12 protein-coding genes are annotated in these 14749 nt (G+C 62.9%); 3 read left to right on the top strand and 9 right to left on the bottom strand.

Translation table 11 applies throughout. The features are described from left to right. Window positions 1-4: 4 nt before the first annotated feature. The 3 genes from B3397_RS19990 to B3397_RS19980 are packed head-to-tail and all read right to left on the bottom strand — an operon-like array spanning window position 5 to window position 3059. Entirely contained in the window at window positions 5-871 is an 867-nt protein-coding gene (locus B3397_RS19990) for a carbohydrate ABC transporter permease (protein WP_296253409.1), read from the bottom strand. Next, window positions 868-1965, bottom strand: coding sequence for an ABC transporter ATP-binding protein (locus B3397_RS19985; RefSeq protein WP_296253407.1), 1098 nt, complete (start codon window positions 1963-1965; stop codon window positions 868-870). The genes B3397_RS19990 and B3397_RS19985 overlap by 4 nt, the downstream gene beginning before the upstream one ends. Beyond that, entirely contained in the window at window positions 1965-3059 is a 1095-nt protein-coding gene (locus tag B3397_RS19980; protein WP_296253406.1) for an ABC transporter ATP-binding protein, read from the bottom strand. The genes B3397_RS19985 and B3397_RS19980 overlap by 1 nt, the downstream gene beginning before the upstream one ends. Window positions 3060-3289: 230 nt before the next feature. Here B3397_RS19980 and B3397_RS19975 point away from each other — a divergent pair, with 230 nt between their 5' ends. Further along, window positions 3290-5074: a sigma-54-dependent Fis family transcriptional regulator gene (locus B3397_RS19975; RefSeq protein ID WP_296253404.1), complete on the top strand. Its 1785-nt coding sequence runs from the start codon at window positions 3290-3292 to the stop codon at window positions 5072-5074. Between the two features lie 103 nt (window positions 5075-5177). Here B3397_RS19975 and cysS read toward each other — a convergent pair whose 3' ends face one another. After that, complete coding sequence (cysS, locus tag B3397_RS19970; RefSeq protein ID WP_296253402.1) at window positions 5178-6560, bottom strand: cysteine--tRNA ligase; 1383 nt, start codon at window positions 6558-6560, stop codon at window positions 5178-5180. 29 nt (window positions 6561-6589) lie between these two features. Then, window positions 6590-8287: a glutamine--tRNA ligase/YqeY domain fusion protein gene (locus B3397_RS19965; RefSeq protein WP_296253400.1), complete on the bottom strand. Its 1698-nt coding sequence runs from the start codon at window positions 8285-8287 to the stop codon at window positions 6590-6592. Window positions 8288-8504: 217 nt separating this feature from the next. On the opposite strand from B3397_RS19965, the gene B3397_RS19960 reads away from it, so the two are divergent. Beyond that, on the top strand, window positions 8505-9008 hold the full coding sequence (locus tag B3397_RS19960; RefSeq protein WP_296253398.1) for a peptidylprolyl isomerase: 504 nt from the start codon (window positions 8505-8507) through the stop codon (window positions 9006-9008). Beyond that, window positions 9005-9751, top strand: coding sequence for a UDP-2,3-diacylglucosamine diphosphatase (gene lpxH / locus B3397_RS19955; protein ID WP_296253396.1), 747 nt, complete (start codon window positions 9005-9007; stop codon window positions 9749-9751). The genes B3397_RS19960 and lpxH overlap by 4 nt, the downstream gene beginning before the upstream one ends. 33 nt (window positions 9752-9784) lie before the next feature. Here lpxH and B3397_RS19950 read toward each other — a convergent pair whose 3' ends face one another. The 4 genes from B3397_RS19950 to B3397_RS19935 are packed head-to-tail and all read right to left on the bottom strand — an operon-like array spanning window position 9785 to window position 14560. Then, window positions 9785-11317, bottom strand: a complete 1533-nt coding sequence (locus B3397_RS19950) for a DHA2 family efflux MFS transporter permease subunit (RefSeq protein WP_296253394.1) — start codon at window positions 11315-11317, stop codon at window positions 9785-9787. Window positions 11318-11377: 60 nt separating this feature from the next. Next, window positions 11378-12604 carry an efflux RND transporter periplasmic adaptor subunit gene (locus tag B3397_RS19945; protein WP_296253393.1) on the bottom strand — a complete coding sequence of 409 codons (1227 nt, stop codon included), beginning with the start codon at window positions 12602-12604 and terminating at the stop codon, window positions 11378-11380. Between the two features lie 16 nt (window positions 12605-12620). After that, the gene (locus tag B3397_RS19940) at window positions 12621-14090 is read right to left on the bottom strand and encodes an efflux transporter outer membrane subunit (protein ID WP_296253391.1); all 1470 of its coding nucleotides are present in this window, start codon (window positions 14088-14090) and stop codon (window positions 12621-12623) included. Continuing rightward, window positions 14087-14560 carry a MarR family winged helix-turn-helix transcriptional regulator gene (locus tag B3397_RS19935; protein WP_296253390.1) on the bottom strand — a complete coding sequence of 158 codons (474 nt, stop codon included), beginning with the start codon at window positions 14558-14560 and terminating at the stop codon, window positions 14087-14089. Before B3397_RS19935 ends, B3397_RS19940 begins: the two co-directional genes overlap by 4 nt. Between the last annotated feature and the right edge of the window lie 189 nt (window positions 14561-14749).

The raw sequence follows: 14749 nt of genomic DNA, 5'->3' as shown, positions 1-14749 counted from the left end.
GGCCTCAACCTTGCTTGTCGTTGTGGGTCATGGCCGTATAGAACAGCCAGGACACCAGCAGGATGATCAGGAAATACACCAGCGAAAACGCTGCGGCGGGGCCCAGGTCGAACTGTCCGATGGCCATCTGGGTCAAGGTCTGGCTGAGGAAGGTGGTAGCGTTGCCCGGTCCGCCACCGGTCAGCACGAACGGCTCGGTGTAGATCATGAAGCTGTCCATGAAGCGCAGCATCACCGCGATCAGCAATACGCTTTTCATCTTCGGCAGCTGGATATGCCGGAACACTGCCCAGTTGGAGGCCCGATCGATGCGTGCCGCCTGGTAGTAGACGTCGGGGATGGCGCGCAGCCCGGAAAAGCACAGCAGCGCCACCAGTGAGGTCCAGTGCCAGACGTCCATCACCAGCACCGTGACCCAGGCATCCAGGGTGTTGGAGGCGTAGTTGTAGCTGATGCCCAGGTAGTTCAGGGTCCAGCCGAGCAAGCCGATGTCGGCACGGCCGAAGATCTGCCAGATGGTGCCCACCACGTTCCAGGGAATGAGCAGCGGGATGGCCATGACGATCAGGCAGATCGACGACCAGCGGCCTTTGGCGGGCATGGTCAAGGCGATGGCGATGCCCAGCGGGATCTCGATCAGCAGCACACAACCCGAGTAGATGAACTGACGCAGCAGCGAGTCGTGCAGGCGTGGGTCCTGCAATACCTGCCGGTACCAGTCGGCCCCGACGAAATAACGGCTGGACTGATCGAAGATGTCCTGCACCGAATAATTGACCACGGTCATCATCGGGATCACCGCGCTGAAGGCCACCAGCAGGAACACCGGCAACACCAGCCACCAGGCCTTGTTGTTCTGCACCTTGTTCATGGCGTCACCTCCAGCAGGCGTTCGTCGGCATACACCATCAACCACTGTGCCGGAAAGCTGATGCACACCGTGCCCTCGGGCACCGGGCGATCCTCGGGCAGGCGCACCTTGAGGGTCTGCCCGCCCAGGGCCAGGGTCAGGATCTTGTAGGTGCCCAGGTCTTCCAGGTGCACCAGTTCGCTCTGCAACGCCTCTTCGAAGCCTTCGTCCCAGACCCGCACGAACTCCGGACGGATGCCGATCTGCAAGCGCTGCCAGCCGCCCTGGGCAATGCGCGCCTGCAAGGCCTCGGACAGCGGCACGTGGATACCGCCGAAACCGACGCCGCCGCGTTCAGGCTGCACATCCACCAGGTTCATGCCGGGACTGCCGATGAAGTAGCCCACGAAGGTGTGTGCCGGGCGCTCGAACAATTCCCGCGGGGTGCCGAACTGGACGATCTGTCCGCCGTACATCACGGCGATCTTGTCGGCGAATGTGGAAGCTTCCAACTGGTCGTGGGTGACGTAGACCATGGTGATATTGAATTGCTCGTGGATCTGCTTGAGTTTGCGTCGCAGCTTCCACTTCAGGTGCGGATCGATCACGGTCAGCGGTTCATCGAAGAGGATCGCCGACACGTCGTCGCGTACCAGGCCGCGCCCCATCGACACCTTCTGCTTCTCGTCGGCGCTGAGATTGCGCGCCTTCTTGTGCAACAGGCGCTGCAGGTCGAGCACCTCGGCCACCTCTTCCACCCGCGCCTTGACATCGGCCTCGTTCTTGCCCTGATTGCGCAGCGGGAAGGCCAGATTGTCGAACACGGTCATGGTGTCGTACACCACGGGAAACTGGAAAACCTGGGCGATATTGCGTCGTTCCGGACTCAGTTCGTTGACCACTCGACCGTCGAACAGCACCTGTCCGTGGGATGGGCTGAGCAGCCCGGAAATGATATTGAGCAGGGTCGACTTGCCGCAGCCCGACGGACCCAGCAAGGCGTAGGCGCCACCCTGCTGCCAGATATGGTCCATCTCGCGGATGGCATAGTCTTCAGGCCCGGCCGGGTTGGGGCTGTAGCTGTGGGCCAATTGCTGCAAACGGATCTCGGCCATCAGGCAACCCTCGCGACGCGCCGACCGGGCGCCTGGATCAGGCGGCCATCGGGATCGAAAACGAACAGTTTGTGGGTGGGGATGTACACCGGAATCGCCGCATCGACGTCGTAGTCATGGACCCCAGGCAGGTGCAGTACCAGGCGAAAGTGCTCGTTGCGCACATGCAGAAAGGTTTCCGAGCCACTGATTTCCGCCAGCTCGACGATCACCGCCAGTTCCAGGTCATCGTCATTGGAGGGGGTCAGGCTGATGTGGCTGGGGCGCACGCCGAAGCTGTAGGCGCCATCGGCAATGTCGCGCAGGTCCAGGTTGCGCACGAAATGCACGAAGTTGGCGAAGCTGACTTCGTGCCCATCCACGCGCCCGTCGATCATGTTGATCGGTGGTTCGGAGAACAGCTCCGCGGCAAGCACCGAAGCCGGCCGGTGGTAGACCTCCGGGGTCTTGCCGCTCTGCACCACGCGACCCTCATGCAGGATCGTGGTAGTGCCCCCCAGCGCCAAGGCTTCATTGGGCTCGGTGGTGGCGTACACGGCAATGGTGTGGCGCGTGATGAACAGCTCGCGCATTTCAAAGCGCAGCTCTTCACGCAGCTTGTAGTCCAGGTTGACCAGGGGCTCGTCGAACAGGATCAGCTCGGCGTCCTTGACCAGGGCGCGGGCCATGGCCGTGCGCTGCTGCTGCCCTCCTGAAAGCTCCAGCGGATGGCGCTTGAGAAATGGCTCTATGCGCAGCATGCGCGCGGTCTGCAGCACCCGCTCCTCGATCTGCTCGCGACCCAGACCCGCCTGGCGCAACGGCGAGGCGATGTTCTCGTACACGGTCATGGTGGGGTAGTTGATGAACTGCTGATAGACCATCGAGACGTTGCGCTGGCGTACCGGTTTACCGGTGACGTCCACGCCGTTCATCAGCACCCGACCGCTGTCGGGTTTGTCCAGCCCGGCCATGAGGCGCATCAGGCTGGTCTTGCCGGACAGCGTTCGTCCCAGCAAGACATTGAACGAACCGGGTTCGAATACCAGCGACGCGTGGTCGATGTGTAAACGGTTTTCCACGCTGCGGGTGACCTGCTCGAGCACAAGGGACATGGCGTGGCCTGTTTTTATTATTGGAATCGACTGCTGGTTTTCATAGAGCCAGATCCGTGCCAGCTTGCCAATCTGCGCCAAGTCATTGTTCTGCAATGGATTGTGTCTACAGCACAGCGATTGGCTTTTCACCGGTGAACACAAATGAACGCTCAGCGCATTGACAATGAACAATCGTGAACAACACTGGAGGAACAAAAACAACAAGGCCGCCGCGCCGAGATACTGCCATGTCCACACCCAGCACCTCCCTTGTTCACGACCGGCTGATCGAATCTTCCTGGGCCCGCTGCCGTGCCTTTGGCCTGGACCACGGCAGCCCCGCGCGTTTTGACGAGCTGGCCGGCAAACCCCTGGAGCAATTGCTGGAAAGCCGCCAGGCGCTGCTGCACACCACGCACCGTGAAGTGCTGCCTTTCTATGAGAACATCCTCGGCAACTCCCACTGCCTGATCCGCCTCGCCGACCAACATGGGCGCCTGCTCAAAACCTGGGGTTCCCAGCGTTTCGTCGACCCGGCCTGCCAGCACGGGTTCGTCGCCGGCGCCTGTTGGCTGGAGCACATGGCGGGCACCAATGCCATCGGCACGGCGCTGGCCTGCCAACAGGCCGTGCATATCGAGCCTGACGAGCACTTCCTCAAAGCCCACCGCTTCATGACTGGTTCGGCGTCGCCCATATTCGACGCCGAGCGGCGCATGGTGGCCGTGCTGGACGTGTCCAGCGACAGCTACCTGCCGCCCTCCCACACCTTGGGATTGGTCAAGATGATGAGCCAGACGGTGGAGAACCGGCTGATCCTGGACAGTTTCGAACAGGACCACTTCCAGCTGATCTTCAATACCGGACTGAACAATCTGGATAGCCAATGGGCCGGCTTGCTGATCTTCGACCACGGCGGCATCGTGCGGGCTGCCAACCGCCGTGCCGATAGCCTGCTGGGAGCGCAGTTGCCGGGCATGACGGTACAGGAACTGTTCGGTGCCGCCCTGGGCAGCCTGCTCGACCATGCCCCGGATGAGCCGTTTGCATTGATCGCTGCTGGCCGCAGCAGGCTGCAGTGCCAGCTGAAAAAACCGACCCTGCGCCCGCCCGTGGCCCTACCCGGCCAGACCCAGGACCCGCGGGTAGAGAAGGCGCTGAGCCAGGGCAAGCGCCTGCTGGAGAAAGACATCCCGCTGTTGATCTGCGGTGAGACGGGGACCGGCAAAGAAGTGTTGGTCAAAGCATTGCACCGCGCCAGCAGCCGCGCCGGGCAGGCGTTGGTGGCGGTCAACTGCGCGGCGATTCCCGCAGAACTGGTGGAGTCGGAACTGTTTGGCTACGAACGCGGCGCCTTCACCGGCGCCAGCCAGAAGGGCAATCCCGGGCTCATTCGCAAGGCCGACCGCGGCATCCTGTTTCTCGACGAGATCGGCGACATGCCGTTGGCCACCCAGGCCAGGTTGCTGCGGGTATTGCAGGAACGCTGTATCCAGCCGCTGGGCAGCGGTGATCCGTTGCCGGTGGACATCCGGGTGATCTGCGCTACCCATGAGGACCTTCAGTCGCTGGTGCAGGCAGGGCGTTTTCGCCAGGACCTCTACTACCGGCTCGCCGGGGTACGCCTGCACTTGCCGCCGCTGCGCGAGCGCAGCGACAAACGCGAGTTGATCCGCCAGTTGTGGGAGCAACACAGGGAGCCGCAGCAACGAGCGGCGTTCAGCGAAGAGGTCTGGCGGGCGCTGCTGGAGTATTCATGGCCGGGCAACGTGCGCCAGCTCAGCGGGGTGATCAAGGTGGCCCTGGCACTGGCCGAGGATGGGCAGATCGAGATGGAGCATCTGCCAGAGGATTTCAGCCCGACAGACGTGAGCGCCCGCCCGGCGTTGACGCTGGCCAAGGTGACGGATCTGGGGGTGTTGCTGCAGGCGACCGATGGCAATATTTCGCAGCTGGCGCGGCGGCTGGGGGTGAGCAGGAATACGGTGTACAAGCGCTTGCGCGCGCAGGGGATAGGGGGTGATGGGGGTTAGGATTGTGAGAGGGGGCTGAAAGCATAACGCGATCGGCCCCTCTCCCTCGGGGATGGGGCTGGACTCGAGGGGACCCGCCACGGCGGATCCCCAGCCGCATCAATCAGTCAGCCAACCGCCAACTGGTCCCACCTTTACCGTCTTCCAGCACCACACCCATGGCCGTCAGCTGGTCACGAATGCGATCGGACTCTGCCCAATCCTTCCCTGCCCTGGCCGCCAGGCGTGCGGCGATCAAGGCGTCGACCTCGGCCGCGTCCACACGGCCTTCGGCACCGGCGCGCAGGAACTCGTCGGAGTCGAGTTGCAAGACCCCCAACAGATCGCCCAATTCACGCAGGCGACCCGCCAACCCAGCAGCGGCATCCACATCGCTATCGCGCAGACGGTTGATCTCGCGTACCAGATCGAACAGCACGGCGCAGGCTTCGGGAGTGCCGAAGTCATCGTTCATTGCCGTGGTAAACCGCTCCACGAACGCTTCGCCGCCGGCGGGCGCCACTTTCGGCAGGCCCTTGAGCGCATGGTAGAAACGTTCCAGCGCGCCCTTGGCTTCCTTGAGGCTGTCTTCGGAATAGTTGATCGAGCTGCGGTAGTGGCTCGATACCAACAGGTAACGCACCACTTCGGGCTGATACTTTTCCAACACGTCGCGAATGGTGAAGAAGTTGTTCAACGACTTGGACATCTTCTCGCCGTTGATGCGGATCATCCCGCAGTGCAGCCAGGCATTGGCGTACGGCTTGCCGGTGGCGGCCTCGCTTTGGGCGATCTCGTTCTCGTGGTGCGGGAACTCCAGATCGTTGCCGCCGCCATGGATATCGAAGGTGTCACCCAGGCAGCAGGTGGACATCACCGAGCATTCGATGTGCCAGCCCGGGCGACCTGCGCCCCAAGGCGATTCCCAACTGGGCTCGCCCGGCTTGACGCCCTTCCACAGGACGAAATCCAGCGGGTCCTGCTTGGCTTCCTCGACTTCGATCCGCGCGCCGATGCGCAGGTCTTCGATCTTCTTGCGCGACAACTTGCCGTAGCCTGCGAACTTGCCGACCCGGTAATACACATCGCCATTGCCGGGGGCGTAGGCGTAGCCCTTGTCGATCAAGGTCTGGATCATCGCCAGCATGCCCGGAATGTGATCCGTGGCCCGCGGCTCCTGGTCCGGCTTGAGGATGTTCAGCCGCGCTTCGTCCTCGTGCATCGCATCGATCATGCGCGCGGTCAGGGCGTCGAAGCTTTCGCCATTGTCCCGTGCGCGATTGATGATCTTGTCGTCGATGTCGGTGATGTTGCGCACGTAGGTCAGCTCGTAGCCGCTGTAGCGCAGCCAGCGCGTGACCAGGTCGAAGGCCACCATGCTGCGGCCGTGGCCCAGGTGGCAGAAGTCGTACACGGTCATGCCGCACACGTACATGCGCACCTTGTTGCCATCCAGCGGCTTGAAGACTTCTTTGCTTTTACTCAGCGTGTTGTAGATGTTGAGCACGACGGTTCCTTAACTTGCCTGCTGAAGGCTCAGCCCCACGAGTCTCGCAGGGTCACGGTACGGTTGAACACCGGACGACCGGGTTGGGTGTCTTTCAGGTCGGCGCAGAAGTAGCCTTCGCGCTCGAACTGGAAACGGTCTTCCGGCGCGGCGTTGGCCAGCGACGGTTCGGCACGACAACCGGTGAGTACCTGCAAGGAATCGGGGTTGATGTTGTCCAGGAAGGTTGCCCCTTCCTCGGTTTTCTCCGGGTTCGGCGAACGGAACAGGCGGTCGTACAGACGCACTTCGCACTCCACGCTGGCTGCGGCCGGTACCCAGTGGATCACGCCCTTGACCTTGCGCCCTTCCGGGTTCTTGCCCAGGGTGTCCGGGTCGTACGAGCAATGCAGTTCGACGATGTTGCCGTCGGCATCCTTGATCGCCTCGTCGGCACGAATCACATAGCTGCCCCGCAGGCGTACTTCGCCGCCCGGCTCCAGGCGCTTGTAGCCCTTTGGCGGCTCTTCCATGAAGTCGTCGCGGTCGATGTAGATTTCCCGCTCGAACGGCAAGGCGCGCACACCCATGTCTTCCTTGGGATGTCGTGGCAGTTCCAGGTGCTCGACCTGGCCCTGCGGATAGTTGCTGATCACCACCTTCAACGGGCGCAGCACGCACATGGCGCGCGGCGCGTTGCGGTCCAGGTCGTCGCGGATGCTGAACTCGAGCATGGACATGTCGACCACACCGTCGGAACGGTTGGTGCCGATCATGTCGCAGAAGGCGCGGATCGATGCCGGGGTGTAGCCACGGCGGCGGAAGCCCGACAGCGTCGACATGCGCGGGTCGTCCCAGCCGTGTACGTGCTTCTCGTCCACCAGTTGCTTGAGCTTGCGCTTGGAAGTGATGGTGTAGTTGAGGTTCAGACGGCTGAACTCGTACTGACGCGGGTGGGCCGGTACCGACAGGTGGTCCAGGAACCAGTCGTACAGCGGCCGATGGCCCTCGAACTCCAGGGTGCAGATGGAGTGCGTGATGCCTTCGATGGCGTCGGACTGGCCATGGGTGAAGTCGTAGTTGGGGTAGATGCACCAGGCGTCGCCGGTCTGGTGGTGATGAGCGTGGCGGATGCGATACAGGATCGGGTCGCGCAGGTTCATGTTCGGCGAGGCCATGTCGATCTTCGCCCGAAGAACCCGTTCGCCGTCCTTGAACTCGCCGGCCTTCATGCGCGCGAACAGGTCCAGGTTTTCCTCGACGCTGCGTTCGCGGAACGGGCTGTTCCTGCCTGGCTCGGTGAGGTTGCCGCGGTATTCGCGAGCTTGCTCGGGGGTCAGGTCGCACACGTAGGCGTCGCCCTTTTTGATCAGCTCCACGGCCCAATCGTGCAACTGGTCGAAATATTGCGAGGCGTAACGCTCTTCACCGGCCCACTCGAAGCCCAGCCACTTGATGTCGCTCTTGATGGCGTCGATGTATTCCTGGTCTTCCTTGGCCGGGTTGGTATCGTCGAAGCGCAGGTTGCACACACCACCGAATTCCTGGGCCAGGCCGAAATTCACGCAGATCGACTTGGCGTGGCCGATGTGCAGGTAGCCGTTGGGCTCTGGCGGAAAGCGCGTGACGATCTTGCTGTGCTTGCCAGCGTCCAGGTCGGCCTGAATGATCGGGCGCAGGAAGTTGGTGGGCACGGCGGGGCCATTGCCTTTGGAGTTGGGAGCGGTGTCGGCGGTGGGCTTGCTCATTGGAATCCTTGAACGAACGTTGCGGCGGCAGCCAGGGTAGGCCGACCAAATCAAAGCGCTTATCATAGCCGAAGCTGTCAAGTCGCTGACAGGCCAGCCCCGACAAACTACCGGGTAAATCCTGTCCGGCGTGAAAAAAACAGCCTTTGAATGCGTATCTTCGCCTGTAAACTGGGCGTCAGCATTACCGAATTCTCACTAGAAGAGCGAATCACTCATGTCCAAAGTCAAACTGTCTACCAATCATGGCGACATCGTTCTGCAACTGAACGCCGAGAAAGCCCCGCTGACCGTGGCCAACTTCATCGAGTACGTGAAAGCCGGCCATTACGAAAACACCGTGTTCCACCGGGTCATCGGCAATTTCATGATCCAGGGCGGCGGCTTCGAGCCTGGCATGAAGGAAAAGAAGGACAAGCGCCCGAGCATTCAGAACGAAGCCGACAACGGCTTGCCGAACAAGAAGTACACCGTAGCCATGGCGCGCACCATGGAGCCGCATTCGGCCTCCGCGCAGTTCTTCATCAACGTCGCCGACAACCAGTTCCTCAACCACAGCGCCAAGACCGTACAGGGCTGGGGCTATGCGGTGTTCGGTGAAGTGATCGAAGGCCAGGACGTGGTCGACAAGATCAAGGGCGTGGCCACCACCTCCAAGGCGGGCCACCAGGACGTACCCGCCGAAGACGTGATCATCGAGAAAGCCGAGATCATTGAGTGATACTGCTGATCTCCGATCTGCATCTGCAGGAAGAACGCCCGGACATTACCCGGGCGTTTCTGGCGTTTCTCGGCGGGCGTGCGCGCGCCGCCGAGGCGCTTTATATTCTGGGGGACTTCTTCGAAGCCTGGATTGGCGACGATGCCATGAGCCCCTACCAGTCATCGATCTGCGAGGCCCTGCGCGCCCTCAGCGACAGCGGCACGAAGATCTTCCTGATGCACGGCAACCGCGACTTCCTGCTGGGCCGGGCGTTCTGCCGGCAGGCCGGCTGCACGCTGCTCAAGGACCCTACCGTGGTGCGCCTGAACGACGAGCCGGTGCTGCTGATGCACGGCGACAGCCTGTGCACCCGCGACGAAGGCTACATGCGCCTGCGCCGCGTGCTGCGCAACCCGTTGACCTTGTTCATTCTGCGTCACCTGCCCCTGAGCACACGGCACAAGCTGGCGCGCAAGCTGCGCAGCGAGAGTCGCGCGCAGACCCGCATGAAGGCCAACGACATTGTCGACGTGACTCCGGACGAAGTGCCGCGGGTGATGTTGCAGCATGGCGTAAGCACCCTGATCCATGGTCATACCCATCGTCCGGCGATTCACAAGCTGCAGGTCGGCGATCTGGCGGCGCGGCGTATCGTGCTGGGGGATTGGGACAGACAGGGCTGGGCGTTGCAGGTGGATGAGCAGGGGTTCAATCTGGCGGCGTTCGATTTCGTGCCGTTGGGGTTGACGGGGCCTGCTTGAGATTGGGGGTGAGTGCTCACCTCACCCCAACACTCAATGCCCCCCACCGGCCGCCGGCCCAGCTTTCGCCGCAAAGGGCGGTTTGGCCAGCCACACCAGCAGAATCAATCCGGCAAAGATCCAGCCCATCAGCGTGAAGTAATCCACGGTACTCATCATGTACGCCTGGCTGTTCACGATCTGCTCCATCTGCGCATAGGCCTGGGGGCTGGCGCCGCCCATCTGCTCCAGCGTCTGGCGCGTGATCGGGTCGTAGGTGCTTATACTTTCGGTCAGGTACGCATGGTGCTGGTCGGCCCGGCGAATCCAGATCCAGGTGGTCAGCGAGGCTGCGAAGCTGCCGCCCAGGGTCCGTAGAAAAGTCGCCAGCCCGGAGCCGTCGGCAATCTGCTGGGGCGGCAGATCGGACAGCAGGATGCTCAAGGTCGGCATGAAGAACAGCGCCACCCCTGCCCCCATGAACAACTGCACCAGGGCCACATGCTCGAAGTCCACCTGATTGGTAAAGCCTGCGCGCATGAAGCAGCTGGTGCCAATGGCCAGGAATGCCAGCCCGGCGAGCAGGCGCAGGTCGAACTTGTGCGCATACTTGCCGACGAAAGGTGACATGAGTACCGGCAGGATACCGATCGGCGCCACCGCCAGACCGGCCCAGGTGGCGGTGTAGCCCATCTGTGTCTGCAACCACTGGGGCAGAATCAGGTTGATGCCGAAGAACCCCGCATACCCTCCCACCAGCACCATCGTGCCGATGCGAAAGTTGCGAAAGGCGAACAGCCGCAGATTGACCACGGGGTGGTCATCGGTCAGTTCCCAGATCACGAAGGCTGCCAGGGCCACTGCGGAAATCACCGAGCCGATGATGATGAAATTGGACTCGAACCAGTCCAGGTCATTGCCCTTGTCGAGCACCACCTGCAAGGCCCCTACGCCGATGATCAGGGTGATCAGGCCGATATAGTCCATGGGCTGCCGGCTCAGGTGCACCGGCCGCTTGGCCAATTGCTGACGCACGACCGCACAGGCGAACAGGCCGATCGGAATATTGATGAAGAAGATCCACGGCCAGCTGTAGCTGTCGGTGATCCAGCCGCCCAGGATCGGCCCGGCAATCGGCGCGACCACCGTGACCATGGCCAGCAGCGCCAGCGCCATGCCCCGTTTGGCGGGCGGATACACGGCAATCAGCAAGGTTTGCGTCATCGGGTAAAGCGGCCCGGCCACCAGCCCCTGGACCACCCGAAAGCCCACCAGCTCAGGCATCGAGGTGGATATGCCGCACAGGAACGAGGCCAGCACGAACAGCATCGTGGCCCACAGAAACAGCTTCACCTCGCCGAACCGGCGGCTCAGCCAGCCGGTCAGGGGCAAGGCAATGGCGTTGCTCACGGCAAACGACGTGATCACCCAGGTACCTTGCTCGGAGCTCACCCCCAGGTTGCCGGAAATGGTCGGCAAGGCGACATTGGCAATCGTGGTGTCGAGCACCTGCATGAAGGTCGCCAGCGACAAGCCGATGGTGCACAGCAGCAGGCTGGGTGGCGTGAATGAAGCTTTGGAATCCATGACGAACCCTTCAAAAAGCAATGCCGACGGCGGGCCCGCGCAGGGCCCGGCCGCAGCGGATCAACGCGCGACGGTCTTGCCGGCGGCAGCGCTGTTGTCGTGGATCAGTTGCGCGATCATCGCATCGGCTTCACCCAGCTGCTTGTCGTAGACATTGGTGGTGAAGGACGCTTTCTGGGGCGGTTGCTGCGCCAGCACCGGACCGCTCTGGTCATGCAGGTTGACGTCGACCACGGTGGACAGGCCGATGCGCAGCGGGTTGTGGTTCAGGTCTTCAGGGTTGATGTGCACCCGCACCGGTACCCGCTGCACGATCTTGATCCAGTTGCCCGTCGCGTTCTGCGCCGGCAACAACGCAAAGGCGCTGCCTGTGCCGGCGCCCAGGCTGTCGATGGTGCCGCTGTACTTCACGTCGCTGCCGTACAGGTCGGCGGTGATTTCCACGGGCTGACCAATGCGCATGTGGCGCAACTGGGTTTCCTTGAAGTTGGCGTCGATCCACAGCTGATTCAACGGGATCACCGCCATGGTCGCCGTGCCGGGCTGGATGCGCTGACCCAGTTGCACGGTGCGTTTGGCCACATAGCCGGTCACCGGTGCAATCAAGGTGGTGCGCGCGTGGGCCAGGTAGGCCTGGCGCAGCTGCGCCGCAGCAGCACGTACATCGGGGTGATTGGAGACCTGGGTGTCATCGACCAGCGCGCTGGTGGTGACCAGCTGTTGCTGGGCGTTGTTCAGGGCGCTCTGGGCGGTGGTCAGGTCATCGCGGGCGTGGGACAGCTCCTCCTGGGAGATCGCGCCGCCAGCGGCCAGGGTCTTGCGGCGATTGAAGTTTTCCTGGGCGCGCTGCACTTCGGCCTTGCGTGCATTGACCTGGGCTTTCATGCCATCGACGTTGCTGTACAAGCCGCGCACCTGACGCACGGCCTTGGCCAGATTGGCCTGGGCGTTCTGCAGGTCGATCTGCGAGTCATTCGGGTCGAATTGCACCAGCGGCTGGCCTTCGTGCACCAGATCGCCATCATCGGCGCCGATGCTGATCACCGTGCCCATGGTCAACGGGGTGATCTCCACCACGTTGCCGTTGACGTAGGCATCATCGGTGCTCTCGTTCCAGCGGCCATACAGCTCGTACCAGGCCCAGACGCCCAGCCCGCCGAGCACGACCAGCGCCAGCAGGATCAATAACCAGAGTTTGCGCTTGCGCTTGTTGGCAGGCGCCTTGTCGTCGGCCTGATCATCGGCCGAGGGGTTTTCGGAAGGATTGGAGCGAGTGGCAGTGGCCATGGCAGTTCACCTGAAATTATTCGGTCAGCGGAGCATGAGCGGACGCGGCATGGGCAACATCGGCGGCAGCGAAGCCACCGCCCAAGGCCTGCATGAGCTGGATCGAGAGGTCGATCTGCTCGGCGTTCAGGCTCGCCAGTTGCTGCTGTGCCTGCAGCAGTTGTTGTTCGATGGTCAGCACGTCGACGTAGTTGCCAATGCCTGAGCCATAACGCTGGGTCACGGTGTCGAACGACTGGCGGGCGACATCGGCCGAGCGCTGCTTGGCCTGGATCTGCCCGCCGATGGCGCCGAGCTGGTTGATCACGTCGCTGACATCGCCCAGGGCCCGCACCAGGCTCTTGTTGTACTGCGCCACGGCGAGGTCGTAGTCGGCATCGCGCGCGTCCAGGTCGGCGCGCCGACGCCCGCCGTCGAACAACGGCAGGCTGATCGCGGGGCCTATGTTGAAGAACCGGCTGGGCGAGCCGAACATCGCATCGCCCAACACCGATTGCACCCCGGCGGCGGCACTGAGGTTGAGGTTGGGGTAGAAGCGGGTCTTGCTCGCCTCGATGTCCTTGCTTGCCGCTTCCACGCGCCAGCGCGCTGCCACCAGGTCCGGGCGCCGGCCCAGCAGCTCGGCAGGCAGCTGCGAAGGCAGCGCCACGGCACTGGGTTGCAACACGCGCGGGCGGGCTATCTCGGCGCTGCGGTCGGGGCCTTTGCCCAGCAGCACGGCCAGGGCAATGCTGGCACTGCGCAGTTGCTTGGCCGCGTTGAGCGCCTGCTCGTTCGAGTCGGCCGCCAGGCTTTCGGTCTGCTGGTACTGGTAGTCGCTGTCGATGCCGGCGCTCAAGCGGCGCTTGCCCAGGTCGAGCATCTGCCCGGTACGCTTGAGGTCTTCCTGAGCCAGATCATTGACGATATAGGCCTGGCCCAATTGGCTGTAGGCACGGGCGACATCGGCGGCCAGGGTCAGGGCCGCCGCCTGGCTGTCCACTTCGGCGGCGCGGGCCTGGCCGAGGGCGGCTTCCCAGGCAGCGCGCTGGCCGCCCCACAGGTCGAAGGTGTAGTTGAAGGCGACGTCCAGGCTGCGCAGGGTGCCGTAACGACCGCCCTGTCCCAGGGGGTCTTGTTCCCGAGACATCCGCGAGCGGGTCGCCGCGCCTTCGGCGTCCACGGTGGGCATGCGCGCGGCGTCGGCGGCGTAGGCGGCGGCGGTGGCCTGATGGGCACGGGCCTGAGCCACCTGCATGTCCGGGCTGTCGCGCAGCGCCTCCTTGATCAGCGCATCGAGTTGCGGATCGCCGAGGCTGGCCCACCAGTCGCTCCGCGGCCAGGCCGCGGGCGACAGGGTCACGCCGGACAAGCTCTGACCGGCCTGCAAAGTGCTGGCATCGACGGCCACGCCCTGGGGATCGAGCCCCTTGCTATTGGCGCAGCCGGCCAGGGCCACGGCCACGAAGGCCAGGCTCAAGGCACTGCGCAGGGTTGTGCGGTTCATTTGGCACCTGCCCCCAGGGCCATGAGCGAGTCGCCCGAGGCCATCAGGATTTTCGTGAGGATACGTTCCAGTTCGGTGATTTCCTGCGGTTCCAGCATGCCCACCAGTTCATTCATGGCATTGGCGCCAATCACCGGCAGGCGTGCGGCCAGCGTCTCGCCCTCTTCAGTCAGGACCAACTGCACCTGACGACGGTCGGCTTCACTGCGCCGACGCACGATCAACTGCTTCTGCTCCAGACGATCGAGCATGCGGGTCATCGAGCCGCTGTCCAGGGCCAGGTAACGGGACATCTCGGCAGGGGTGTCGACACCGAAGCGCGCGTTGATGATCAGCACCTTGAACTGCGCGGCAGTCACACCATAGGGCACCAGATGCGCGTCGAGGATGCGATCCTTGAGGGCCGATCCGCGGCCCAGCAGCAGGCCCAGGTTGCAGGTGTAGAAGGTGTCGGGGGTGTAGTGATTCATCGGCGCAAAGCCTGCCTGGGCAGATAGGAAACATAATGTTACTGCTTAGGCAGACAATGTCAAGGCAATCGTTAGCCTCCTATCTAAGGCTGGATTACTCTCTGTGGAGCGGGGTCCAATCTGGGAGGGTGTCCGCTCTGTTAGCGCCGGGTTCGGACCTTGCGTTGATTGTGGGGGCCTCTTCGCGGC

The sequence above is a fragment of the Pseudomonas sp. UBA4194 genome (assembly GCF_002379585.1).
Taxonomy (GTDB): Bacteria; Pseudomonadota; Gammaproteobacteria; order Pseudomonadales; family Pseudomonadaceae; genus Aquipseudomonas.
This window is presented reverse-complemented; position numbering and strand designations above follow the sequence as displayed.